General features: G+C 49.0%; 24 protein-coding genes and 1 tRNA gene. 16 read left to right on the top strand and 9 right to left on the bottom strand.

What is annotated here, in order from left to right; all coding sequences use genetic code 11:
- Nucleotides 1-64: 64 nt before the first annotated feature.
- A complete protein-coding gene (xylF, locus tag A7589_RS17895) occupies nt 65-1,057 on the bottom strand; it encodes a D-xylose ABC transporter substrate-binding protein (RefSeq protein ID WP_000694881.1) in 993 nt (330 codons plus the stop codon).
- 367 nt (nt 1,058-1,424) lie between these two features.
- On the opposite strand from xylF, the gene xylA reads away from it, so the two are divergent.
- From xylA to yiaA, 4 genes are all read left to right on the top strand, one after another.
- Nucleotides 1,425-2,747 carry a xylose isomerase gene (gene xylA / locus A7589_RS17890; RefSeq protein ID WP_001149551.1) on the top strand — a complete coding sequence of 441 codons (1,323 nt, stop codon included), beginning with the start codon at nt 1,425-1,427 and terminating at the stop codon, nt 2,745-2,747.
- 71 nt (nt 2,748-2,818) lie between these two features.
- Nucleotides 2,819-4,273, top strand: a complete 1,455-nt coding sequence (xylB, locus tag A7589_RS17885; protein WP_000275355.1) for a xylulokinase — start codon at nt 2,819-2,821, stop codon at nt 4,271-4,273.
- 163 nt (nt 4,274-4,436) lie between these two features.
- Nucleotides 4,437-4,778 carry an inner membrane protein YiaB gene (gene yiaB, locus A7589_RS17880; RefSeq protein WP_010355159.1) on the top strand — a complete coding sequence of 114 codons (342 nt, stop codon included), beginning with the start codon at nt 4,437-4,439 and terminating at the stop codon, nt 4,776-4,778.
- A gap of 45 nt (nt 4,779-4,823) precedes the next feature.
- Nucleotides 4,824-5,261, top strand: a complete 438-nt coding sequence (gene yiaA / locus A7589_RS17875; RefSeq protein WP_010349690.1) for an inner membrane protein YiaA — start codon at nt 4,824-4,826, stop codon at nt 5,259-5,261.
- A gap of 41 nt (nt 5,262-5,302) precedes the next feature.
- Here yiaA and A7589_RS17870 read toward each other — a convergent pair whose 3' ends face one another.
- Nucleotides 5,303-6,298, bottom strand: a complete 996-nt coding sequence (locus A7589_RS17870; protein ID WP_001182629.1) for an acyltransferase — start codon at nt 6,296-6,298, stop codon at nt 5,303-5,305.
- 173 nt (nt 6,299-6,471) lie between these two features.
- On the opposite strand from A7589_RS17870, the gene A7589_RS17865 reads away from it, so the two are divergent.
- The 4 genes from A7589_RS17865 to hokA all read left to right on the top strand — a co-directional run bounded on the left by A7589_RS17865 (nt 6,472) and on the right by hokA (nt 10,331).
- The gene (locus A7589_RS17865; RefSeq protein WP_000980219.1) at nt 6,472-6,771 is read left to right on the top strand and encodes a YsaB family lipoprotein; all 300 of its coding nucleotides are present in this window, start codon (nt 6,472-6,474) and stop codon (nt 6,769-6,771) included.
- Nucleotides 6,772-6,865: 94 nt separating this feature from the next.
- Nucleotides 6,866-7,777: a glycine--tRNA ligase subunit alpha gene (glyQ, locus tag A7589_RS17860; protein WP_001168544.1), complete on the top strand. Its 912-nt coding sequence runs from the start codon at nt 6,866-6,868 to the stop codon at nt 7,775-7,777.
- A 9-nt stretch (nt 7,778-7,786) separates the two neighbouring features.
- Nucleotides 7,787-9,856, top strand: a complete 2,070-nt coding sequence (gene glyS, locus A7589_RS17855; protein WP_001291757.1) for a glycine--tRNA ligase subunit beta — start codon at nt 7,787-7,789, stop codon at nt 9,854-9,856.
- Between the two features lie 322 nt (nt 9,857-10,178).
- Complete coding sequence (hokA, locus tag A7589_RS17850; RefSeq protein WP_001135745.1) at nt 10,179-10,331, top strand: type I toxin-antitoxin system toxin HokA; 153 nt, start codon at nt 10,179-10,181, stop codon at nt 10,329-10,331.
- Here hokA and A7589_RS23345 read toward each other — a convergent pair.
- On the bottom strand, nt 10,308-10,379 hold the full coding sequence (locus A7589_RS23345; RefSeq protein WP_212735822.1) for a hypothetical protein: 72 nt from the start codon (nt 10,377-10,379) through the stop codon (nt 10,308-10,310). The two genes, hokA and A7589_RS23345, sit on opposite strands and share 24 nt — an antisense overlap.
- A 112-nt stretch (nt 10,380-10,491) precedes the next feature.
- Between A7589_RS23345 and yidD the strand changes: the two genes are divergently transcribed.
- Nucleotides 10,492-10,884 carry a membrane protein insertion efficiency factor YidD gene (yidD, locus tag A7589_RS17845; RefSeq protein ID WP_016160038.1) on the top strand — a complete coding sequence of 131 codons (393 nt, stop codon included), beginning with the start codon at nt 10,492-10,494 and terminating at the stop codon, nt 10,882-10,884.
- A 53-nt stretch (nt 10,885-10,937) separates the two neighbouring features.
- On the opposite strand, the gene cspE is transcribed toward yidD, so the two are convergent.
- Both cspE and A7589_RS17835 read right to left on the bottom strand, forming a co-directional pair.
- On the bottom strand, nt 10,938-11,150 hold the full coding sequence (gene cspE / locus A7589_RS17840) for a transcription antiterminator/RNA stability regulator CspE (RefSeq protein ID WP_000014594.1): 213 nt from the start codon (nt 11,148-11,150) through the stop codon (nt 10,938-10,940).
- Between the two features lie 280 nt (nt 11,151-11,430).
- Nucleotides 11,431-11,721, bottom strand: a complete 291-nt coding sequence (locus tag A7589_RS17835) for an HTH-type transcriptional regulator (protein ID WP_010344962.1) — start codon at nt 11,719-11,721, stop codon at nt 11,431-11,433.
- A 432-nt stretch (nt 11,722-12,153) separates the two neighbouring features.
- Here A7589_RS17835 and A7589_RS17830 point away from each other — a divergent pair, with 432 nt between their 5' ends.
- Nucleotides 12,154-12,864, top strand: a complete 711-nt coding sequence (locus A7589_RS17830) for a DUF3053 domain-containing protein (protein WP_000190517.1) — start codon at nt 12,154-12,156, stop codon at nt 12,862-12,864.
- 49 nt (nt 12,865-12,913) lie between these two features.
- On the opposite strand, the gene ghrB is transcribed toward A7589_RS17830, so the two are convergent.
- Together ghrB and A7589_RS17820 are read right to left on the bottom strand one after the other, a co-directional pair.
- Nucleotides 12,914-13,888, bottom strand: a complete 975-nt coding sequence (gene ghrB, locus A7589_RS17825; protein ID WP_000805000.1) for a glyoxylate/hydroxypyruvate reductase GhrB — start codon at nt 13,886-13,888, stop codon at nt 12,914-12,916.
- Between the two features lie 103 nt (nt 13,889-13,991).
- Nucleotides 13,992-14,651, bottom strand: coding sequence for an OmpA family lipoprotein (locus tag A7589_RS17820; protein ID WP_000747625.1), 660 nt, complete (start codon nt 14,649-14,651; stop codon nt 13,992-13,994).
- 152 nt (nt 14,652-14,803) lie between these two features.
- Between A7589_RS17820 and bisC the strand changes: the two genes are divergently transcribed.
- A complete protein-coding gene (gene bisC / locus A7589_RS17815) occupies nt 14,804-17,137 on the top strand; it encodes a biotin sulfoxide reductase (protein ID WP_010355970.1) in 2,334 nt (777 codons plus the stop codon).
- On the opposite strand, the gene A7589_RS17810 is transcribed toward bisC, so the two are convergent.
- The gene (locus tag A7589_RS17810; protein ID WP_000617463.1) at nt 17,106-17,546 is read right to left on the bottom strand and encodes an N-acetyltransferase; all 441 of its coding nucleotides are present in this window, start codon (nt 17,544-17,546) and stop codon (nt 17,106-17,108) included. The genes bisC and A7589_RS17810 overlap by 32 nt on opposite strands.
- Entirely contained in the window at nt 17,543-18,106 is a 564-nt protein-coding gene (tag, locus tag A7589_RS17805; RefSeq protein WP_016160034.1) for a DNA-3-methyladenine glycosylase I, read from the bottom strand. The genes A7589_RS17810 and tag overlap by 4 nt, the downstream gene beginning before the upstream one ends.
- Nucleotides 18,107-18,263: 157 nt before the next feature.
- Here tag and A7589_RS17800 point away from each other — a divergent pair, with 157 nt between their 5' ends.
- From A7589_RS17800 to dppA, 5 genes are all read left to right on the top strand, one after another.
- Nucleotides 18,264-18,962: an autotransporter outer membrane beta-barrel domain-containing protein gene (locus A7589_RS17800; protein ID WP_000584408.1), complete on the top strand. Its 699-nt coding sequence runs from the start codon at nt 18,264-18,266 to the stop codon at nt 18,960-18,962.
- 228 nt (nt 18,963-19,190) lie between these two features.
- Nucleotides 19,191-20,393 (top strand): L-lactate MFS transporter, encoded by a 1,203-nt coding sequence (locus A7589_RS17790; protein WP_000189032.1) that lies wholly within the window; start codon nt 19,191-19,193, stop codon nt 20,391-20,393.
- Nucleotides 20,394-20,734: 341 nt separating this feature from the next.
- Nucleotides 20,735-22,426 (top strand): kdo(2)-lipid A phosphoethanolamine 7''-transferase, encoded by a 1,692-nt coding sequence (gene eptB, locus A7589_RS17785; protein ID WP_001269272.1) that lies wholly within the window; start codon nt 20,735-20,737, stop codon nt 22,424-22,426.
- Between the two features lie 91 nt (nt 22,427-22,517).
- Nucleotides 22,518-22,594 (top strand) — tRNA-Pro (locus A7589_RS17780).
- 740 nt (nt 22,595-23,334) lie between these two features.
- The gene (dppA, locus tag A7589_RS17775) at nt 23,335-24,942 is read left to right on the top strand and encodes a dipeptide ABC transporter substrate-binding protein DppA (protein ID WP_001222867.1); all 1,608 of its coding nucleotides are present in this window, start codon (nt 23,335-23,337) and stop codon (nt 24,940-24,942) included.
- Nucleotides 24,943-24,974 lie beyond the last annotated feature (32 nt).

Genomic DNA, 24,974 nt, shown 5'->3' with positions numbered 1-24,974 from the left:
TAAGCCAATCAGTTCATGCGGCATGGAGAGAAATCACGCCCCGGTCAGCGCCGGGGCGTGACGCTTAAAGCTCGCTCTCTTTGTGGAATCCGTCTTTAATTACCGTATCTTTGATGTTGTTTTTATTAACATCGATTGGTGTCAGCAGGCGGGATGGAACATCTTTCAGACCATTATTCAGAGTGGTATCTGCTTTTGGTTCCTGACCATTGCCCAACTCAACGGCAATTTCTGCGGCAGTATTTGCCAACAACGTAATGGGTTTATACACCGTCATAGTTTGCGTACCGGCAGCAATACGTTTTATGCCCGCGAGATCCGCATCCTGACCGGAAATTGCCACTTTGCCTGATAAACCTTGAGCACTTAATGCCTGAATCGCCCCGCCAGCGGTAGCATCGTTTGAGGCAACAACCGCATCAATTTTGTTATTGTTGGCAGTTAGCGCATTTTCCATAATTTTCAGCGCATTTTCTGGTAACCAACCATCAACCCATTGGTCGCCAACGACTTTAATTTTTCCTGAGTCAACATAAGGTTTTAATACTTTCATTTGCCCGGCGCGAAATAGCTTGGCGTTGTTATCGACCGGGGAGCCACCCATCAGGAAATAATTGCCCTGTGGGACGATATCAACCAGGGCTTTTGCTTGCAGTTCGCCGACTTTTTCATTATCGAAAGAAATATAAAAATCTATATCTGCATCATTAATCATGCGGTCGTAAGCTAATACTTTTATACCTTCTTGTTTGGCTTCTTTTACAACGTTACTTAATACCTGACCGTTATATGGAATAATGACAAGAACGTCGACGCCCCGGTTAATCATGTTTTCAATCTGCGACATTTGGGTTTCTTCATTGCCATTCGCAGATTGCACAAATACTTTCGCACCGAGAGATTCTGCTTTTTTAACAAAGATATCCCGATCTTTTTGCCAGCGTTCAAGACGAAGATCGTCAATCGCCATTCCTATTTTTACTTCTTTGGCGTGCGCTGCGACGTTAGTAAGCAGGAGTGAGGTGCAAAGGGTGAGTAAGATGTTCTTTATTTTCATGATTCAGAGGCCTTCTGTTGTTAGAGGTCAGCTTAAAAAAGTAACAATCACCGCGATAAACGTAACCAATTTTTAGCAACTAAACAGGGGAAAACAATTACAGATTTTTATCTTTCGATTACGATTTTTGGTTTATTTCTTGATTTATGACAGAGATCTTACTTTTATTGATTAATTGTACTTGTTGCATTTTTCTATTCGAGAAATCACCCAATTTCATCATTCCATATTATTTTTGCGAGCGAGCGCACACTTGTGAATTATCTCAATAGCAGTGTGAAATAACATAATTGAGCAACTGAAAGGGAGTGCCCAATATTACGACATCATCCATCACACGCGGCATTACCTGATTATGGAGTTCATTATGCAAGCCTATTTTGACCAGCTCGATCGCGTTCGTTATGAAGGTCCGAAATCCTCTAACCCGTTAGCATTCCGTCATTACAATCCCGACGAACTGGTGTTGGGCAAGCGTATGGAAGACCACTTGCGTTTTGCCGCCTGCTACTGGCACACCTTCTGCTGGAACGGGGCGGACATGTTTGGTGTGGGCGCTTTTAATCGTCCGTGGCAGCAGCCTGGCGAAGCTCTGGCGCTGGCGAAGCGTAAAGCCGATGTCGCATTCGAGTTTTTCCACAAATTACATGTGCCGTTTTATTGCTTCCATGACGTGGATGTTTCCCCGGAAGGCACATCGTTAAAAGAGTACATCAATAACTTTGCGCAAATGGTCGATGTGCTGGCTGGCAAGCAAGAAGAGAGCGGCGTGAAACTGTTGTGGGGAACCGCTAACTGCTTTACTAACCCTCGCTATGGCGCGGGCGCGGCGACGAACCCAGATCCCGAGGTCTTTAGCTGGGCAGCTACACAAGTTGTTACCGCGATGGAAGCAACGCATAAACTGGGTGGTGAAAACTATGTGCTGTGGGGCGGTCGTGAAGGTTACGAAACTCTGTTGAATACCGATCTTCGTCAGGAGCGTGAACAGCTTGGTCGCTTTATGCAGATGGTGGTTGAGCATAAACATAAAATCGGTTTCCAGGGCACGCTGCTTATCGAACCGAAACCGCAAGAACCGACCAAACATCAATATGATTACGATGCCGCAACGGTTTACGGTTTCCTGAAACAGTTTGGCCTGGAAAAAGAGATTAAACTGAATATTGAAGCGAACCACGCGACGCTTGCGGGTCACTCTTTCCACCATGAAATTGCCACAGCCATTGCGCTTGGTCTGTTCGGTTCTGTCGATGCTAACCGTGGCGACGCGCAATTGGGCTGGGATACTGACCAGTTCCCGAACAGCGTGGAAGAGAACGCGCTGGTAATGTATGAAATCCTCAAAGCAGGTGGTTTCACGACCGGTGGTCTGAATTTTGATGCCAAAGTACGTCGTCAGAGCACTGATAAATATGATCTGTTCTACGGCCATATTGGGGCGATGGATACGATGGCGCTGTCACTGAAAATTGCAGCACGCATGATTGAAGACGGCGAACTGGATAAACGCGTAGCGCAGCGTTATTCCGGCTGGAATAGCGAACTGGGTCAGCAAATCCTGAAAGGCCAAATGTCATTGGCTGATTTAGCAAAATATGCTCAGGACAACAATCTGGCGCCGGTGCATCAGAGTGGACGCCAGGAGCAACTGGAAAATCTGGTAAATCATTATCTGTTCGACAAATAACGGCTAATTGTGCAGTCCGCAAGCCCGGTTATCGGTAGCGATACCGGGCATTTTTTTAAGGAACAATCGCTATGTATATCGGGATAGATCTTGGCACATCGGGCGTAAAAGTTATTTTGCTCAACGAGCAAGGTGAAGTGGTCGCTTCGCAAACGGAAAAACTAACCGTTTCGCGTCCGCATCCACTCTGGTCGGAGCAAGATCCGGAACAGTGGTGGCTGGCGACTGGTCGCGCGATGAAAACCCTGGGTGAACAGCATTCTCTGCGAGACGTTAAAGCATTGGGTATTGCCGGGCAAATGCATGGTGCAACTTTACTTGATGCTCAGCAGCGGGTGCTACGTCCCGCCATTTTGTGGAACGACGGGCGCTGCGCGGAGGAGTGTGCTTTGCTGGAAGCGCGAGTTCCGCAGTCGCGGGATATTACAGGCAACCTGATGATGCCCGGATTTACCGCGCCTAAATTGCTGTGGATTCAGCGAAATGAGCCAGAGATATTCCTTCAGGTAGACAAAGTATTATTGCCGAAAGATTATTTGCGTCTGCGGATGACGGGAGAATTCGCCAGTGATATGTCTGATGCAGCTGGCACCATGTGGCTGGATGTCGCAAAGCGTGACTGGAGTGATGTTATGCTGGAGGCTTGCCAGTTATCTCGAGATCAGATGCCAGCATTATACGAAGGCAGCGAAATTACCGGCACTTTGCTACCTGAGGTTGCAAAAGCGTGGGGAATGAATGCAGTGCCGGTTGTTGCGGGCGGCGGCGATAATGCGGCTGGCGCGGTTGGTGTGGGTATGGTTGATGCCAACCAGGCAATGTTATCGCTGGGGACTTCAGGCGTTTATTTTGCGGTGAGCGAAGGTTTCCTAAGTAAGCCGGAAAGTGCCGTACATAGCTTTTGTCATGCATTGCCGCAGCGTTGGCATTTAATGTCTGTGATGTTGAGTGCGGCGTCGTGTCTGGACTGGGCGACGAAATTAACCGGTCTGAGTGATGTCCCTGTTTTAATTGCCGCAGCCCAGCAGGCCGATGAGAGCGTCGATCCTGTCTGGTTTTTGCCTTATCTTTCTGGCGAGCGTACGCCGCACAATAATCCACAGGCAAAGGGCGTTTTCTTCGGCCTCACCCATCAACACGGCCCCGCAGAACTGGCACGCGCGGTACTGGAAGGCGTGGGGTATGCGTTGGCGGATGGCATGGATGTCGTACATGCCTGTGGCATTCAACCGCAAAGCATTACACTGATTGGTGGCGGAGCGCGTAGCGAGTACTGGCGTCAGATGCTGGCGGATATTAGCGGTCAGCAACTGGATTACCGCACGGGGGGGGATGTGGGGCCAGCATTAGGCGCAGCAAGGCTGGCACAGATTGCGGTAAATCCAGATAAATCTCTCATTGAGTTGTTGCCGCAACTTCCTTTAGAACAGTCGCATCTGCCGAACGCGCAGCGTTATGCTGCTTATCAGCCACGGCGTGAAACGTTCCGTCGTCTCTATCAGCAACTTCTGCCGCTAATGGCATAATATTTCCCCCTGCCTTATGTGGCGGGGGATAATCTCCATATATATTTAGAATATATTAATTTTTTATATGGATTTATTCTGAAAATCATTTGTTAATGGTGTTTTTCAGTTTTGTCTTTCGTTGGTTACTCGTAATGTATCACCGGTAGATACGGAGATCGTTATGAAAACCTCAAAGACTGTGGCAAAACTATTATTTGTGGTCGGGGCGCTGGTTTATCTGATTGGATTATGGATCTCATGTCCATTGTTAAGTGGCAAAGGCTATTTTCTTGGCGTGTTAATGACGGGGACTTTTGGCAACTATGCCTATCTGCGCGCAGAGAAACTCGGGCAACTGGATGATTTCTTTATTCGCATTTGCCAGTTAGTTGCGTTAATCACTATCGGCCTTTTGTTTATCGGCGTTTTAAACGCACCCATTAACGCTTATGAAATGGTGATCTACCCGATTGCCTTTTTTGTTTGCTTGTTTGGTCAAATGCGCTTGTTTCGCTCGGCATGATCGCCATAAAGCTCTTAATAGTTCAGGAATGAAAGGAAATCTGTGATGGAAAACAAAATATCAACCTATTCTCCGGCATTCAGTATTGTGTCATGGGTAGCTCTTGCTGGTGGTATCGTTACCTATCTGTTGGGGCTATGGAATGCAGAGATGCAGTTAAATGAAAAGGGATATTATTTTGCCGTATTGGTGTTAGGGCTGTTTTCGGCAGCTTCCTATCAAAAGACCGTTCGGGATAAGTATGAAGGTATTCCTACCACATCTATTTATTATATGACCTGCCTGGTGGTATTTATCATCTCTGTCGCGTTACTGATGGTAGGTCTGTGGAATGCAACGTTATTACTCAGTGAAAAAGGCTTTTATGGTCTGGCCTTCTTTTTAAGCTTGTTTGGTGCAGTAGCGGTGCAGAAAAATATCCGTGATGCCGGAATCAACGCCCCAAAAGAAACGATGGCTGCGCAGGAAGAATATAGCGAATAATCCAGGTAAGCCCGGTCAGCCCAGTGTGACCGGGTTTTTACTTAACTCACTAATCTGTTTTTATCGATTCGTTGCACCAGCACAGAAAGTAACAAGCTTGCTGCCAGCGTCGCGCAAAAGATCCAAATAATATCCAGTATTGGCCAGCTTTTAAGCTCAATACCACTGGTGCGCAGCGCATGGATAATCAACGCGTGAAACCCGTATATACCCAGAGAATGACGGGATATCAGTCCAAGCCCGCTAACAGTACGCGTATCCAGTGTATTTTTTACCAGAGTCAGTAACGCAATTGCGCAGATAAAAACCATCGGCCCACAGTAAAGATACCAGGTATCGGCAAAATTTCCGCGCCACCGTAATTCATATAATGTCCCACGAGAGATAATAAATACCCCGGCTATAAACAGTGCGGCGCTCATCCACGACAGTGGCTTATGTTGCGTGTCCATCATCCCAATGGCGCGGCCCAACATGCCATACAGGATGTAGTAAAAGGTATCGCCATTGATATATAAGTTAATTGGTAGCCATTCAAAACCGTCGATCTTCTGTGGCACTGTGTTTGGGTTGGCGATGATGCCAATCACCACCATTAGCACCAACAACATTTTACCGCCGACGTGCTTTACCTGAATCAGCGGCGAAACCAGATAAATCACCGCAATCGCGAAGAAAAACCATAAGTGATAAAACACCGGCTTTTGCAGCAGATTTTTCAGCGATAACTCCACATTGATGGAAGTAAACAGTGCAATGTAGAGCAGTGCGACAGTGCTATAAAACAGCAGGCATAAGCCGATACGTAAGAAATGACGCAGCTGGGCGCTACGTTCGCCAAAAAAGAGATAGCCGGAAATCATGAAAAATAGCGGTACGCTGACACGAGAGGCAGAATTTAGAATATTCGCGATATCCCAAGTGATGGGGTTAACACTATGGGCATTGGTCACATACCAGGTAGTGGTGTGAATCATCACCACCATTAAACACGCTATCCCTCGCAGGTTATCAATCCAGTAAATTTTGGGCTGCATCTGTGTCTCTGTATCTGGTTAAAAAAGTCTGACCGATAAATCATTCGGTTGGCGCACTGGAATAATCTGAGTTTTATCACTACAGCTTATAGAGGCTTGAGGAAATTCGTAAGATATTAGCCACTATACCGATATAAATAATAAGACTCACCTGCAAACCAGACGGTAATTTAATGATGATGAACTATTTCTTTCCGGCAATGGTGCTTATGGTGTTAGTGGGATGCTCGACACCGCCACCCGTACAGAAAGCACAACGGGTAAAAGTTGATCCTCTGCGTTCGTTGAATATGGAAGCCTTGTGCAAGGATCAGGCAGCAAAACGTTATAACACCGGCGAGCAAAAAATCGACGTCACCGCATTTGAACAGTTCCAGGGGAGTTACGAAATGCGCGGCTATACCTTTCGGAAAGAGCACTTTGTCTGTTCTTTTGACGCAGATGGCCATTTTTTGCATCTTTCCATGCGTTAAGCCCTGCTTTTTCCCGTTTCGTACTGTATATCTTCCATCCAGCGGGTATACTGATCCCTTCCTTTAAATCCACACGTATCCAGCACGAAATAATATGCAAAAGTTTGATACCAGGACCTTCCAGGGCTTGATCCTGACCTTACAGGATTACTGGGCTCGCCAGGGCTGCACCATTGTTCAACCATTGGACATGGAAGTCGGCGCGGGAACCTCTCACCCAATGACCTGTCTGCGCGCGCTGGGGCCAGAACCGATGGCGGCTGCTTATGTCCAGCCTTCTCGTCGCCCGACCGATGGTCGCTACGGCGAAAACCCCAACCGCTTACAGCATTACTATCAGTTCCAGGTGGTGATTAAGCCATCGCCGGACAATATCCAGGAGCTGTACCTCGGTTCTCTGAAAGAGCTGGGCATGGATCCGACTATCCACGATATTCGTTTCGTGGAAGATAACTGGGAAAACCCGACGCTGGGTGCCTGGGGTCTGGGCTGGGAAGTGTGGCTGAACGGCATGGAAGTGACTCAGTTCACTTACTTCCAGCAGGTTGGTGGTCTGGAGTGTAAACCGGTTACCGGCGAGATCACCTATGGTCTGGAACGTCTGGCGATGTACATTCAGGGCGTAGACAGCGTTTACGACCTGGTCTGGAGCGACGGCCCGCTGGGTAAAACCACTTATGGCGACGTGTTCCATCAGAACGAAGTGGAGCAGTCCACTTATAACTTCGAATACGCGGACGTGGACTTCCTGTTCACCTGCTTCGAGCAGTACGAGAAAGAAGCGCAGCAGCTACTGGCACTGGAAAATCCGCTGCCGCTGCCTGCCTACGAGCGTATTCTGAAAGCCGCCCACAGCTTCAACCTGCTGGATGCGCGTAAAGCCATCTCCGTCACCGAGCGTCAGCGTTATATTTTGCGCATTCGCACCCTGACCAAAGCAGTGGCAGAAGCATACTACGCTTCCCGTGAAGCCCTCGGCTTCCCGATGTGCAACAAAGATAAGTAAGAGGCGGCTATGTCTGAGAAAACTTTTCTGGTGGAAATCGGCACTGAAGAGCTGCCACCAAAAGCACTGCGCAGCCTGGCTGAGTCCTTTGCTGCGAACTTTACTGCGGAGCTGGATAACGCTGGCCTCGCTCATGGCACCGTTCAATGGTTTGCTGCTCCGCGTCGTCTGGCGCTGAAAGTAGCTAACCTGGCGGAAGCGCAACCGGATCGTGAAATCGAAAAACGCGGCCCGGCGATTGCCCAGGCTTTCGACGCCGAAGGCAAACCGAGTAAAGCAGCAGAAGGCTGGGCGCGTGGCTGCGGGATCTCCGTTGACCAGGCCGAGCGTCTGACTACTGACAAAGGTGAATGGTTGCTGTATCGCGCTCACGTGAAGGGCGAAAGCACCGAGGTGCTTGTACCGAACATGGTAGCCACTTCGCTGGCGAAACTACCGATCCCGAAACTGATGCGCTGGGGCGCGTCTGACGTGCACTTTGTGCGTCCGGTGCACACCGTAACTTTGCTGCTGGGCGATAAAGTCATTCCGGCAACTATTCTGGGTATTCAGTCCGATCGCGTAATTCGCGGACATCGCTTTATGGGTGAGCCGGAAATTACCATCGACAATGCCGATCAGTATCCGGAAATTCTGCGTGAGCGCGGTAAAGTCATTGCCGATTACGAAGAGCGTAAAGCGAAGATTAAAGCCGATGCTGAAGAAGCGGCGCGTAAGATTGGTGGTAATGCTGACTTAAGCGAAAGCCTGCTGGAAGAAGTGGCTTCGCTGGTTGAATGGCCGGTTGTTCTGACCGCGAAATTCGAAGAAAAATTCCTCGCTGTACCGTCTGAAGCACTGGTTTATACCATGAAAGGTGACCAGAAATACTTCCCGGTGTATGCGAATGACGGCAAACTGCTGCCGAACTTTATCTTCGTTGCCAACATTGAGTCGAAAGATCCGCAGCAGATCATTTCCGGTAACGAGAAAGTCGTTCGTCCGCGTCTGGCGGATGCCGAGTTCTTCTTCAACACCGACCGTAAAAAACGTCTGGAAGATAACCTGCCGCGCCTGCAAACCGTACTGTTCCAGCAACAGTTGGGGACACTGCGCGATAAAACTGACCGCATTCAGGCTCTGGCTGGCTGGATCGCTGAACAGATTGACGCTGACGTTAACCACGCAACTCGTGCGGGGCTGCTGTCCAAGTGTGACCTGATGACCAACATGGTCTTTGAGTTCACCGACACCCAGGGCGTTATGGGTATGCACTACGCGCGTCATGATGGTGAAGCGGAAGATGTCGCGGTGGCGCTGAACGAGCAGTATCAACCGCGCTTTGCTGGTGATTCCCTGCCGTCTAACCCGGTAGCCTGTGCGCTGGCGATTGCTGACAAGATGGATACCCTGGCGGGCATCTTCGGTATTGGTCAGCATCCGAAAGGTGATAAAGACCCGTTTGCGCTGCGTCGTGCGGCGCTGGGCGTGCTGCGTATTATCGTTGAGAAGAACCTCAATCTTGATCTGCAAACGCTGACCGAAGAAGCGGTGCGCTTGTACGGTGATAAGCTGACTAACGCCAATGTGGTTGATGACGTTATCGACTTTATGCTCGGTCGCTTCCGCGCCTGGTATCAGGACGAAGGTTACACCGTCGACACCATCCAGGCGGTACTGGCGCGTCGTCCGACTCGTCCGGCTGATTTCGATGCGCGTATGAAAGCAGTATCGCACTTCCGTACCCTGGAAGCAGCGGCAGCACTGGCGGCGGCGAACAAGCGTGTATCTAACATTCTGGCGAAATCAGACGAAGTGCTGAGCGATCGCGTGAATGCCTCCACCCTGAAAGAGCCGGAAGAAATTAAACTGGCGATGCAGGTGGTCGTATTGCGCGACAAGCTGGAGCCGTACTTCGCTGAAGGTCGTTACCAGGATGCGTTGGTCGAGCTGGCTGAGCTGCGTGAACCGGTTGATGCCTTCTTCGATAAAGTAATGGTTATGGTTGATGATAAAGATCTGCGTATCAACCGCCTGACCATGCTGGAAAAACTGCGCGAATTATTCCTGCGCGTTGCGGATATTTCTTTACTGCAGTAATAACTCCTTTATTAAAAAGTCTGCCAGATGGCAGACTTTTTTTATCACTAAATAATACAGCTACCTGTAATAATCTTCTGCTGAATAAAAATTATCTCATATATTAATTTCATGAGATTTTTTTTCGGAATTTATTAAGGAGAGGAAAAGAGTTATTACGCTAAAATAAGTCTGGGTGCTTGAGACTGTTTGTCTCAGGTATTCACCAAAAGGCAGACAGAGAAAAGCCCCACCTGACTATAAATCAAAGTGAGGCCCCTCTATGCATAGACACCATAAGGTTAGCCTCTTACTCGTTGGAAATCAACACAGGAGGCTGGGAATGCCGCAGAAATATAGATTACTTTCTTTAATAGTGATTTGTTTCACGCTTTTATTATTCACCTGGATGATAAGAGATTCACTGTGTGAATTGCATATTAAACAGGGGAGTTATGAGCTGGCGGCATTTTTAGCCTGCAATTTGAAAAAGTAAGAGTCTCTGGCGGGAAATTATTCCCGCCTTTCTTACGGCGTTGCGCATTCTCATTGCACCCAAATTTATCTGTTTAATGAATGTTATTTAAAATAAAAGCGAATGGATTTGGCTATTAGATCAGTTTTTACATCGGGAACAGGAATGGCTCGGAGTATTCATGAATAAGCTGCTTTTACTATTGATAATGTTTTATCAACGACATCTTTCTCCTCGTAAAGGATATCGCTGTGCTTACAGTGTGTTGTACCAAACGCAGGGATGTTCTGGTGCCGTCAAAAATATTATTCAACAGAAAGGTGTTCTTGCTGGGTGGAGCGAGATACGTCAGCGTTTTGCAGATTGCCGACTTGCAGCACAGACAATCAGGCAGAAACAACGCCTGGGTGAGAGTATACGTAAAAAGAAGAATAATGATTGTGATTGTACCGGCTGTGATGGTGCGGTCTGTCGTGATTGCCACATGCCGGACTTTTGTCCGAATATTCCTGTGCCAGATCTGGATTGCTCCTGCGACTGCTCTTCTCTACATTTAAAGCGTTTTTTCAAATAAAAAAATCCCCGCCAATTGGCAGGGATCTTAGATTCTGTGCTTTTAAGCAGAGATTACAGGCTGGTTACGTTACCAGCTGCCGGGCCTTTAGCGCCGCTTTCGATGGTGAAGGACACTTTCTGACCTTCGTCCAGAGATTTGTAACCATCGTTCTGGATAGCAGAGAAGTGTACGAACACGTCTTTAGAGCCATCGTCAGGAGTGATGAAGCCGAAGCCTTTGTCAGCGTTGAACCATTTTACGATACCAGTCATTTTACCGGACATAGTGTATTACCTTTAATAATTAAGTGTGCCTTTCGGCGATATGGCGTGCTTTACAGATTTTGAAGCGTTAAAGGAATGTGCACTACGAGGGGTATCAACGATAACTCTTGAAGGGACTTGCCTTACTACACTGCTTTAATGGTCTGTACGTCAAACCGTTGATGTGTATTAAGCCACGCATTGAATGGTGATGCAACAATTATTTTCCATATTTATGATTAATTGGTCGGAAAACGGTCCTGTCATCAGGACCGTAAACATCAATACAGTGGATAAAAGTCTATTCCATCAACTGTTTACTTAATGCTGGGTTGGCCTGGATCAGGCGCATCAATTTTAGTTCGGCACTGGAAGGCTTTACGCGTCTGGACTCCCATTCTTTCACCATGGCTACTGATACGCCCAAAACTCGGGCGAAATCATCAATTTTTAACCCTGTCCCTTTACGTAATTGCTCAATTTCGGTACAAGGCGTTGTTCTGTGCGTCAGGGTAATCTTTTGCGTTTCATCTTTAAAAACAATTTGTTCCAGGCTACTCAACAGCTCATGCATTGGATCTTTATATTCCATTGAAAACTCCTCAAATCACACTGCGGGATCGTGAATTTCATCGAAGCTCATTAAGAATAGTCGGGAAAAGCAGACACAGCGGGGAGAAACCCGTGAGTGATTTAAGTATGATTCGATTCAGCTGCTAAGTTGCCGTGACTTATAGTCACCTAACAATATGATTAATGCCGATATATTTCGTTGCGTCCTGGGATTGTAAAGATTCCGAAAATCTGGCCTACCAAGAGGAGGGAGAGGCTGGCCACAAAAACGCAATAATAATGCCTGTTTTTAACAATAAAACAACAAATTAACTCTTCTTCATTTTCTACATCATTTTCCCAGGAAGATTATGCATAAAGGGTATCCTGTAAGCCTGTCCTGGACTATCCTTGTCAGCGTCAGACACGCGTGTGTCGTTGTGCGCTTTTTTTGGGTGAAAGGAGTAAGAAAATGGCGACAGGAAAGTCCTGCTCTCGCTGGTTTGCGCCTCTTGCGGCGTTATTAATGGTAGTTAGCCTGAGTGGGTGTTTTGATAAAGAAGGCGATCAGCGTAAAGCGTTTATCGACTTCCTGCAGAATACAGTGATGCGTAGCGGTGAACGTCTACCAACCCTGACTGCCGATCAGAAAAAACAGTTTGGTCCTTTTGTCTCTGATTACGCGATCCTGTATGGCTATTCCCAACAGGTTAATCAGGCGATGGATTCCGGTCTGCGTCCGGTTGTAGACAGCGTTAACGCGATTCGCGTACCACAGGATTACGTCACGCAAAGTGGTCCACTGCGTGAAATGAACGGATCTCTGGGCGTACTGGCGCAACAATTGCAAAATGCGAAGTTGCAGGCCGATGCCGCACACTCTGCGCTAAAACAGACCGATGACCTGAAACCGGTCTTTGATCAGGCATTCACTAAAGTAGTGACGACCCCAGCTGATGCGTTGCAACCGCTGATTCCGGCGGCTCAAACGTTCACGCAGCAACTGGTGATGGTGGGGGACTACATCGCTCAACAAGGTACTCAGGTGAGCTTTGTCGCGAATGGCATCCAGTTCCCGACTTCACAGCAGGCGAGTGAATATAACAAACTGATTGCGCCATTACCGGCACAGCATCAGGCGTTTAATCAGGCCTGGACTACGGCAGTTACTGCAACCCAATAAAGAGTAAAAGCCCGAGCGGTTATCGGGCTTTTCTCCACGCAGTCGCGGCTTAGTCCGCGACGTGCGGATTCACACAGTTCTTCTCAACCTTCCCCTGCAACGCATTAATCAAATTATCCACAGCACAGGCAGCCATGCCATAACGCGTCTCATAAGTGGCTGAACCAATATGCGGTACTGCAACGACATTTGCCATTGAGAGCAACGGCGAATCTACTGGCAATGGCTCTTGTTCGAAGACATCCAGACCAGCGGCGTGAATTTCCCCTTTCTGCAACGCTGCAATCAGCGCATTTTCGTCAACTACCGGCCCACGCCCTGCATTAATGAAAATAGCGGAGGATTTCATTTTGGCGAATTGTTCCGCGCCAAACAGGTGATAAGTTTCTTCAGTTAGCGGCAGGATCAGGCAAACGAAATCTGATTCTTGTAACAGCGTATCCAGATCGCAGTAGCGGGCGTTAAAGCGTTCTTCTGCTTCTTTATGGTGGCGGCGAGCGTTATAGAGAATTGGCATGTTGAAGCCAAAATGCGCGCGCTGTGCCAGCGCCATGCCGATCCGTCCCATCCCGACAATGCCCAGTGTTTTATGGTGAACATCAATGCCGTACCAGTCCGGGCCGATATTGGCGGTCCATTCGCCTGCTTTTACGCGTTCTGCTACCTCCACAACCCGGCGAGCGGTAGATAATACCAGCGCCATCAGCGTATCGGCGACGGTTTCCGTTAATACGGTTGGCGTATGCATCAGCAGGATTTTTCGAGCGTTAAGCGCATCGACATCGAAATTGTCATAGCCGACGGAGATAGTTGATGTGGCACGCAGTTTTGGCATCTTTTCCAGCAATGCGGCATCAACATTCTCGTTTGAACCCAGTAAACCTTCAGCTTCGGCAAAAATCGCCGCGTTTTGTTCGATGGTTTGTGGATTGAGGTCTGCTACCTGGTGAACGGTGAAATGCTCTTGCAGGCGTTGCAGTAGATCATCAGGTAAGGCTTTGTAGAGGATAACGGACGGCTTCATTCTTCTCTCCATTCACTGATAAGGCAATCACCTTAGCCTGAAATATGATGAAGGAAAACTGAAGAATGCCAGGTGATTTCTGCATCACCCGGCATGAAAGGGATTAGAGCGGGCTTAAAGTGATTTCTACACGGCGGTTTTGCGCCTTACCTTCTGCGGTGCTGTTGCTGGCGATCGGATTAGCCGGGCCAAGACCCTGAGTACGGATGCGGCTGGCGTCCACGCCCTGGGTGATCAACGCGCTGGCAACGGAATCCGCACGCTGCTGGGAGAGACGCATGTTCAGGTCGTGACCACCCGTGCTGTCGGTGTAACCAATCACGTTAACCGCTGTTTTCGGATACTCTTTCAGCACCATTGCCACGCCAGTCAGCGTGTTAGCACCAGCCGGTTTCAGAGTTGCGCTGCTGCTGTCAAAGGTCACATTGTTCGGCATGTTAAGGATAATGTTGTCCCCGCTGCGGGTTACGCTAACGCCGGTGCCGCGCATTTTGTCACGCAGCTTCGCTTCCTGCACATCCATGTAATAACCAACGCCGCCGCCCAGTGCCGCGCCAGCGGCTGCGCCAATAAGCGCACCTTTACCGCGATCTTTCTTCGAAGAAGAGAGTGCGCCAATACCCGCGCCAACGAGAGAGCCCAGACCTGCACCGATAGCAGATTTACCTGCTTCACGTTCGCCGGTGTAAGGGTTAGTTGTACAGCCAGATACCGCCAGAGCGCCGCTCACGACGGCAGCAATAAGATAAACACGTTTCTTCATTGTTAATCCTTAATAACCTTTTTATTCTTGTTCACGGGTGCCGTGGCGGGAGATTATGCCGTGTGAACATGAAGATTATTCCTGGGAATACTCGGAAATTTGTAAGTAATATTTAACTGCTCAATACATCTAACCTTTCAGGAGCCTTCGGTTTGGCCAATTCATCCTCACGTTATTCCGTTCTTACTGCCGCCCACTGGGGACCCATGCTGGTTGAAACCGACGGCGAAACCGTGTTTAGCTCGCGTGGCGTGTTAGCAACAGAGCTGGAAAACTCCTTGCAGAGCGCGGTTCGCGACCAGGTTCACAGCAATACGCGGGTGCGATTTCCAATGGTGCGCAAAGGCTTTCTCGCGTCTCCAGAAACCCCGCAAGGCATTCGTGGGCAGGATGAATTTGTTCGCGTGAGTTGGGATGAGGCACTGGAGCTCATCCACCATCAACATAAACGTATTCGTGATGCTTATGGACCGGCGTCGATTTTTGCTGGTTCCTACGGCTGGCGTTCAAACGGTGTATTGCATAAAGCGTCAACTTTATTACAACGCTATATGGCGCTGGCAGGTGGTTATACCGGGCATTTGGGGGATTATTCGACCGGCGCGGCACAGGCGATCATGCCGTATGTCGTGGGGGGTAGCGAAGTCTATCAGCAGCAGACCAGCTGGCCGCTGGTGCTGCAACATAGCGATGTGGTGGTGCTGTGGAGTGCTAACCCTCTAAATACGCTGAAAATTGCGTGGAATGCGTCTGATGAGCAGGGACTTTCTTATTTTTCCGCATTGCGTGATAGCGGGAAAAAGCTGATCTGCATTGATCCAATGCGATCGGAAACCGTCGATTTCTTTGGCGATAAAATGGAGTGGATAGCGCCACATATGGGCACCGATGTGGCGCTAATGCTGGGGATCGCCCATACGCTGGTGGAAAATGGTTGGCACGACGAGGCGTTTCTGGCGCGTTGCACCACGGGTTATGACATCTTCGCTTCTTATTTGCTGGGTGAGAACGACGGAATAGCGAAAACCGCCGAATGGGCGGCGGAGATTTGCGGCATTTCAGCGGAGAAAATTCGCGAGCTGGCGGCTATTTTCCACCAAAACACTACGATGCTGATGGCGGGATGGGGAATGCAGCGCCAGCAGTTTGGTGAGCAAAAACACTGGATGATCGTCACGCTGGCGGCAATGTTGGGGCAAATCGGCACACCCGGTGGCGGTTTTGGCCTTTCTTACCATTTTGCTAATGGCGGCAATCCGACCCGCCGCGCTGCGGTGCTCTCTTCCATGCAGAGTAGTTTGCCTGGCGGCACCGATGCAGTAGATAAAATCCCCGTTGCCCGTATCGTTGAAGCATTAGAAAACCCCGGTGGCGCATATCAACACAACGGCATGAACCGACATTTTCCGGATATTCGTTTTATCTGGTGGGCGGGTGGTGCCAACTTTACTCATCATCAGGATACTAACCGCTTGATCCGCGCCTGGCAAAAACCAGAGCTGGTGGTGATATCTGAATGCTTCTGGACGGCGGCGGCGAAACACGCCGATATTGTCCTCCCTGCAACCACCTCGTTTGAGCGTAATGATCTCACTATGACCGGAGATTACAGCAATCAGCATCTGGTGCCGATGAAACAAGTGGTGCCACCGCGTGATGAAGCACGTAATGATTTTGATGTTTTTGCTGAATTAAGCGAACGGTGGGAAAAGGGCGGTTATGCGCGATTTACGGAAGGAAAAAGTGAGCTGCAATGGCTGGAAACGTTTTATAACGTCGCCCGGCAGCGTGGGGCAAGTCAGCAGGTACAATTGCCGCCATTTGATGAATTTTGGGAAGCCAACCAATTAATTGAGATGCCGGAAAACTCAGACAGTGAGCGGTTTATTCGCTTCGCTGATTTCTGCCGCGATCCGCAGGCTCATCCGTTAAAAACCGCCAGCGGTAAGATTGAAATATTCTCGCAGCGCATTGCGGATTATGGTTACCGGGATTGTCCGGGACATCCAACGTGGCTGGAGCCGGATGAGTGGCAGGGCAATGCCGAACCGGAACAGTTGCAGGTGCTTTCTGCTCACCCGGCACATCGTCTGCACAGTCAGCTGAATTACAGTTCTCTACGCGAATTGTATGCGGTGGCAAATCGTGAACCTGTCACCATTCACCCAGAGGATGCGCGGGCGCGCGGCATACAAGATGGCGATACAGTTCGGGTGTGGAACTCGCGCGGGCAAATCCTTGCCGGAGCAGTCATTAGCGAAGGTATTAAGCCAGGCGTGATTTGTATTCACGAAGGTGCATGGCCAGATCTGGATTTATCTGCTGGCGGCATTTGTAAAAATGGTGCGGTTAACGTGCTAACTAAAGACCTTCCCAGCTCGCGGCTGGGGAATGGCTGTGCGGGTAACACGGCGCTGGCGTGGCTAGAAAAATATAATGGCCCGAAGCTGTCGCTTACGGCGTTTGATCCGCCTGCCAATCCATAATCCAGGTAGGGAGTTGGGTTTCCTCCTGCCATGCGCAGTCGACAATATGAAACCCCTGCGCATGGTAAAAATCTAGCGCCGGTTGGTTTTTTTGATAAACCTCCAGCAACAAATGGGGATGGCGCTGCTGTACATATTGCATCAGCGCCTTACCGATACCGCGCCTGATGGCCTTCGGTGCAACGAACATTGCTGCCAGAAATCGTCCCTCCATAATGCTGACAAAACCGAGAAATTCACCATCGTCTTCCCACACCCAGTTTTGCGCGTTGGCAAGATATGCATCACGTACCAGCGGAATGCAGTCACGCCAATAGCTTGTTTCTATAAAGGGATGTCCCCAGCTTGTGCTTTCCAGCCATAACTCCAGAATCGCGGGCAGTTCCGAACGTTGCGCTTCCCGAATCATGTTTTGTTCTCCGGATGGCAACAGCAGCTAACCACATGATCATTCACCAGCCCACATGCCTGCATAAAGGAGTAACAAATCGTCGAGCCAACAAACTTAAAGCCGCGTTTTTTCAGAGCCTTGGAGAGCGCGTCGGAGGCGGGCGTTGAAGTAGGGATTTCGCTCAATGTTCTGGCTTGTGTCACTTGTGGCTGGTGGTTTACGAACGACCAGACAAAGTCGGCAAACGGTTCGCCGTTTTGCTCCATTTGCAGGTAAGCGCGCGCATTGCCGATAATGGCCTGGATTTTTCCACGATGGCGAATAATCCCGGCATCCTGTACCAGTCTTTCGATATCGTCTTCCTCCATTGCCGCAACCTTGACGGGATCAAACTGATGAAAACAAGCGCGATAATTTTCACGTTTTTTGAGGACGGTAATCCAGGATAACCCAGCCTGTTGTCCTTCAAGGCAGATCATTTCGAACAGTTTTTTACTGTCGGTTTCAGGCACGCCCCACTCATTATCGTGGTAGGCAATATAAAGTGGATCCTGACTCACCCAGCCGCAACGTTCCATACTTTCCCTCGTTATATACCCGGTCGTAAAAATTTCACCTGCTTTTCTTGACGCATCGGTGAAAAAGTCAATATTTAATACAGGGCTAATATGCCCGATATCCTTCATACAATGACAATAATATCGCCGAATTCGGCTCTTTCCTGGAGTCGTGTTAATGATCATAAAAAAATGCGGTGGCCACTGGACGTTAAGTTTGCTGGCGAGCGTTGTAACCAGTTCTCTTTTTCTCAACACAGCTTATGCCTGGCAACAAGAATATATCGTTGATACGCAGCCTGGACATACTACGGAGCGTTATACCTGGGATAGCGATCACCAACCTGATTACAATGATATTTTGTCGCAACGTATTCAAAGTAGCCAAAGGGCGCTGGGACTGGAAGTCAATCTGGCGGAGGATACGCCTGTGGATGTGACCAGCAGTATGAGTATGGGCTGGAATTTCCATTTATATGAACATGTTACAACAGGCCCAGTCGCCGCATTGCATTATGATGGTACGACTAATTCGATGTATAACGAGTTTGGCGACAGCACTGCAACGTTGACCGATCCGTTATGGCATGCCAGCGTCAGCACATTAGGCTGGCGTGTTGATTCCCGGCTTGGCGATTTTCGTCCCTGGGCGCAAATCAGCTATAACCAGCAATTTGGCGAGAATATCTGGAAGGCTCAATCAGGCCTGAGCCGCATGACGGCGACAAATCAGAACGGCAACTGGCTTGATGTGACGGTGGGAGCCGATATGTTGCTTAACCCACATATTGCCGCTTATGCCGCGTTATCTCAGGCAGAAAACAGCAACAATAATAATGATTATTTGTATAGCATGGGCGTTAGCGCCAGATTTTAACTTGTCATTTACAATTCAAGGCCGCGTATAACAATCATTGTGCTGATAGTGGGTACTAACTGACATAATTATTATTGCGGTGAATATTTGTCACGTCATTCATTCCTGAACTAAGGCATTTCATTCCGTTCTGATGGCATTTCATGCCGTTTTTCCCCTGGCATAAAGTGCACTTCGATATGGTTGTCGGCAGAGACCTTTCCTTTTTATTAATGCAGGAACACTGCCATGACACCTTCCAACTATCAACGTACGCGCTGGCTGACGCTTATCGGTACTATTATTACCCAGTTTGCCCTGGGGTCGGTTTATACCTGGAGCCTGTTTAACGGTGCACTTTCCGCCAAACTGGATGCACCGGTAAGCCAGGTGGCATTTTCTTTTGGCCTGTTGAGTCTGGGGCTGGCAATTTCTTCTTCTGTCGCGGGAAAGTTACAGGAACGTTTTGGCGTTAAACGCGTCACTATGGCTTCCGGTATTTTGCTGGGATTAGGCTTCTTCCTGACCGCGCATTCCAACAACCTGATGATGCTGTGGCTGAGTGCCGGTGTGCTGGTCGGTCTGGCAGATGGAGCGGGTTACTTGCTGACGCTCTCTAACTGCGTGAAGTGGTTCCCGGAACGTAAAGGTTTGATCTCCGCATTCGCCATTGGTTCCTATGGCCTGGGTAGCCTGGGGTTCAAATTTATCGACACGCAACTGCTGGAAACGGTCGGTCTGGAAAAAACCTTTATAATTTGGGGTGCGATTGCGCTGGTGATGATTGTTTTTGGTGCGACCTTAATGAAAGATGCGCCGAAACAGGAAGTCAAAACCCATAATGGTGTGGTGGAAAATGATTTCACTCTGGCAGAGTCGATGCGAAAACCACAATACTGGATGCTGGCGGTAATGTTCCTGACTGCCTGCATGAGCGGTCTGTATGTAATTGGGGTGGCGAAAGATATCGCCCAGAGTCTGGCGCATCTTGATGCAATTTCTGCAGCCAACGCAGTGACAGTTATTTCTATTGCTAACCTTTCTGGTCGTCTGGTGTTGGGTATTCTGTCTGACAAAATTGCCCGTATTCGGGTCATCACCATTGGACAGGTAGTTTCGCTGGTGGGCATGGCGGCACTGCTGTTCGCTCCACTCAATGCGTTAACGTTCTTCGCAGCGATTGCCTGCGTGGCCTTTAACTTCGGCGGTACAATCACGGTGTTCCCGTCACTGGTCAGTGAGTTCTTCGGCCTCAATAACCTGGCGAAAAACTACGGTGTGATTTATCTCGGTTTCGGTATTGGTAGTATTTGCGGCTCGATTATTGCCTCACTGTTTGGTGGTTTCTATGTGACCTTCTACGTGATTTTCGCCCTGCTGATTCTGTCTCTGGCACTTTCTACGACCATTCGCCAACCAGGACTCAGAGCGTTTCGTGAGGTGCATGGTTAAGTTTGGCGACTGGTTTCAGTCTCGTCCTGAGATAGAGTGGCACATTTTTCACCGTGAATGAGCCAATGTATCAAAACAATTCAGGATGAGTCATTGATAAAGTCGGGGCCAGTTAGCTGGCCCTTTTAAGTGTTCAATTAATGAAAGTCTCCTTTCATACTTGTATTTTTGTAAATTTGTGCTTCACGCACACTCTTTCCCCACACTTTTTCCCTTTGCTGTGGTCTACTTATCAGCGTGTGCAGATTTTCCTTATCTGACGACCTTCGCACTTTTCCCTTGCCTGGCTTGAAAGGCCATTATGCAGGGTGTTATCACCTGTTTTTCCAGGGTTTGTTTGCATGAGATATATCAAAACGATAACGCAGCAAAAGCTAAGCTTTTTGCTCGCTGTCTATATTGGTTTGTTTATGAATTGCGCAGTCTATTTCCGTCGGTTTGATGGTTACGCGCATAACTTCACTTTTCTTAATGGTGTCTCGGCGGTTATCGAACTGGCAGGGACGGTTCTGGCAACCTTCTTCTTTTTACGCTTAATTTCACTCTTTGGCAGAACAGCCTGGAAAGTGCTGGCTTCATTGCTGGTGCTGATTTCTGCCGGAGCCAGTTACTACATGACATTTATGAACGTCATGATTGGCTACGGGATTGTCGCTTCGGTGATGACCACCGACATCGACCTGTCGAAAGAAGTGGTTGGCTGGACACTTATCGCATGGGTTGTACTGGTGAGTATTATCCCGTTGCTCTTTATCTGGATGAACCGCTCACAAGACACCTTCTGGCGTCAGCTCTGTACCCCGAAAACACGCTGGCGTAGCGCGCTTACTGTGCTGTTAGCAGGCTTGCTGGTATGGGGCCCAATCCGTCTTATGGATGTAGCACAAAAGCGTGCAGACCGCATGGCTGGGGTGGATATGCCAAGTTATGGCGGGGTGCTGGCGAACTCTTATTTACCCTCGAACTGGCTTTCTGCGCTGGGGCTGTATGCCTGGGCGCAAGTGGATGAATCTTCAGACAATCGTTCGTTGATGAATCCGGCGAAAAAATTCACCTATACCCCGACGCAAAATCTCGACGACACCTATGTGATTTTCATTATTGGTGAAACCACGCGTTGGGATCATATGGGGATGCTGGGTTACGAGCGTGATACCACGCCGAAGCTGGCGAAAGAGAAAAATCTGGTGATGTACCGTGGTTATTCTTGCGATACCGCGACTAAATTATCACTACGCTGTATGTTTGTTCGTGAGGGCGGAACGGAAGATAACCCTCAACGTACGCTCAAAGAGCAGAACGTATTTGCGGTTCTCAAGCAGTTGGGTTTTAGCTCTGATTTGTACGCCATGCAGAGCGAGATGTGGTTCTACAGCAATACCATGGCTGACAACATTGCCTACCGTGAGCAAATCGCGGCTGAGCCACGTAACCGTGGGAAAGCGGTAGATGACATGTTGCTGGTTAATGAAATTGAACGTTCTCTGGAGAAAAAACCAGAAGGTAAGCATCTGATTGTGCTGCATACCAAAGGGTCGCACTACAACTATACTCAGCGTTATCCACGTGAGTTTGCCCAGTGGAAGCCAGAGTGTTATGCAATTGATCGCAAATGTCCAAGAGCGCCGATGATTAACTCATACGATAACTCCATTACCTACGTAGATCATTTTATCGACTCGGTGATCGACAGATTCCGCGATAAGAAAGCGATTGTGTTCTACGCGGCGGATCACGGTGAGTCGATTAACGAGCGTGAGCACTTGCATGGTACACCACGCGAATATGCACCACCGGAGCAGTTCCGCGTACCGATGATGGTCTGGATGTCAGATAAATATCTGGAAAATCCGGCCAATGCGCAGGCATTCGCGCAGTTGAAAAAAGAAGCCGATATGAAAGTACCGCGCCGTCACGTAGAGCTGTACGACACCATCATGGGCTGTCTCGGCTATACTTCACCGGATGGTGGAATTAACGAAAACAACAACTGGTGTCACATCCCGCAAGCGAAGACCGTTGTGGCTAACTAAACGGCCTGCTGACTTTCTCGCCGATCAAAAGGCATTTTGCTATTAAGGGATTGACGAGGGCGTATCTGCGCAGTAAGATGCGCCCCGCATTCGGTGATTGGCGCAGCCTGGTAGCGCACTTCGTTCGGGACGAAGGGGTCGGAGGTTCGAATCCTCTATCACCGACCAATTTAGAAAAACCAGCCTACGGGCTGGTTTTTTGCTTTCTGCGGTCTGAAGAGGATGAGAACCTCCGGGGGCAGGGAGGTTCGACTCGACGTAGGCCTGATAAGACGCGCCAGCGTCGCATCAGGCAAATGTGCCGGCCCATTGTCGGATGCGGCGTGAAGGCCTTATCCCCCCACATCACACATTTCCCTGCCAAATTTGCGCCCCATATCTCACTATCCATTAACGGATTTGTGACAGAAACCATTGTCTTTTTTTATATTTGCTTAAATCTATTATTGCGTTACTTATGGCTGGCGCTGGCATTTTCCGCTGTGCGTTTTAGCGTTCATGGTATTAATCGCTCAGATATCCACCTTTTCCTCAGATTTTTTTCATTAAATGCATAAAACTTAATCACCAATTGTTGCTAAATATTAAGGTTATTGTTCTGGTTATGTTGGAGTAGCACAAATTTCTCTGCTGCAAATAGCGGTTTGAAGTTTTTTTAATCTTTGTTTGTGGATTCTCACCGTTGGTGTAAATCCCGGTTGGCTGTATTGACGTTTTCACATTCTGTTGACAGATTGTAGGTCACGAGGGGCATTTTATGGAGGATCCGCACTGTTACACTGATGTTAATTAGTACGGCATCCCCACCTCATAACGTTGACCCGACCGGGCAAAAAACAAAAAAGGTCAGGCAGCGACAACCCACTGCAAAGGGTTAAAACAACAAACATCACAATTGGAGCAGAATAATGCGTATTTCCTTGAAAAAGTCAGGGATGCTGAAGCTTGGTCTCAGCCTGGTGGCTATGACCGTCGCAGCAAGTGTTCAGGCTAAAACTCTGGTTTATTGCTCAGAAGGTTCGCCAGAAGGGTTTAACCCGCAGCTGTTTACCTCCGGCACCACCTATGACGCCTCTTCCGTACCGCTTTATAACCGCCTGGTTGAATTTAAAATCGGCACCACCGAAGTGATCCCGGGCCTCGCTGAAAAGTGGGAAATCAGCGAAGACGGTAAAACCTATACCTTCCATCTGCGTAAAGGTGTGAAGTGGCATGACAATAAAGAATTCAAACCGACGCGCGAACTGAACGCCGATGACGTGGTGTTCTCGTTTGATCGTCAGAAAAACGCGCAAAACCCATACCATAAAGTCTCTGGTGGCAGCTACGAATACTTCGAAGGCATGGGCTTGCCGGAGTTGATCAGCGAAGTGAAAAAGGTGGACGATAACACCGTTCAGTTCGTGCTGACTCGCCCGGAAGCGCCGTTCCTCGCTGACCTGGCAATGGACTTCGCCTCTATTCTGTCAAAAGAATATGCTGACGCGATGATGAAAGCCGGTACGCCGGAAAAACTGGACCTCAACCCGATCGGCACCGGCCCGTTCCAGTTACAGCAGTATCAAAAAGATTCCCGTATTCGCTACAAAGCGTTTGATGGCTACTGGGGCACTAAACCGCAGATCGACACGCTGGTCTTCTCTATTACTCCTGACGCTTCCGTGCGTTACGCGAAATTGCAGAAAAATGAATGCCAGGTGATGCCGTACCCGAACCCGGCAGATATTGCCCGCATGAAGCAGGATAAATCCATCAACCTGATGGAAATGCCGGGGCTGAACGTCGGTTATCTCTCGTATAACGTGCAGAAAAAACCACTGGATGATGTGAAAGTTCGCCAGGCTCTGACCTACGCGGTGAACAAAGACGCGATCATCAAAGCGGTTTATCAGGGCGCGGGTGTAGCAGCGAAAAACCTGATCCCGCCAACCATGTGGGGCTATAACGACGACGTTCAGGATTACACCTATGATCCTGAAAAAGCGAAAGCCTTGCTGAAAGAAGCCGGTCTGGAAAAAGGTTTCTCCATCGACCTGTGGGCGATGCCGGTACAACGTCCATATAACCCGAATGCTCGCCGCATGGCGGAGATGATTCAGGCGGACTGGGCGAAAGTCGGCGTGCAGGCCAAAATCGTCACCTACGAATGGGGTGAGTACCTCAAGCGCGCGAAAGATGGCGAGCATCAGACGGTAATGATGGGCTGGACTGGCGACAACGGGGATCCGGATAACTTCTTCGCCACCCTGTTCAGCTGTGCCGCCTCTGAACAAGGCTCCAACTACTCAAAATGGTGCTACAAACCGTTTGAAGATCTGATTCAACCGGCGCGTGCCACCGACGACCACAACAAGCGCGTTGAACTGTACAAACAAGCACAGGTGGTGATGCACGATCAGGCTCCGGCTCTGATCATCGCACACTCCACCGTGTTTGAACCGGTACGCAAAGAAGTTAAAGGCTATGTGGTTGATCCATTAGGCAAACATCACTTCGAAAACGTCTCTATTGAATAATTAAAAGCCATACCCGGTGGTGCTGTGCCTCT

The sequence above is a fragment of the Escherichia sp. MOD1-EC6475 genome (genome assembly GCF_003046645.1).
In the GTDB taxonomy this organism is placed as follows: domain Bacteria; phylum Pseudomonadota; class Gammaproteobacteria; order Enterobacterales; family Enterobacteriaceae; genus Escherichia; species Escherichia ruysiae.
Note: the sequence above shows the minus strand (reverse complement) of the source record. Positions and strands in the feature narration are given on the sequence as shown.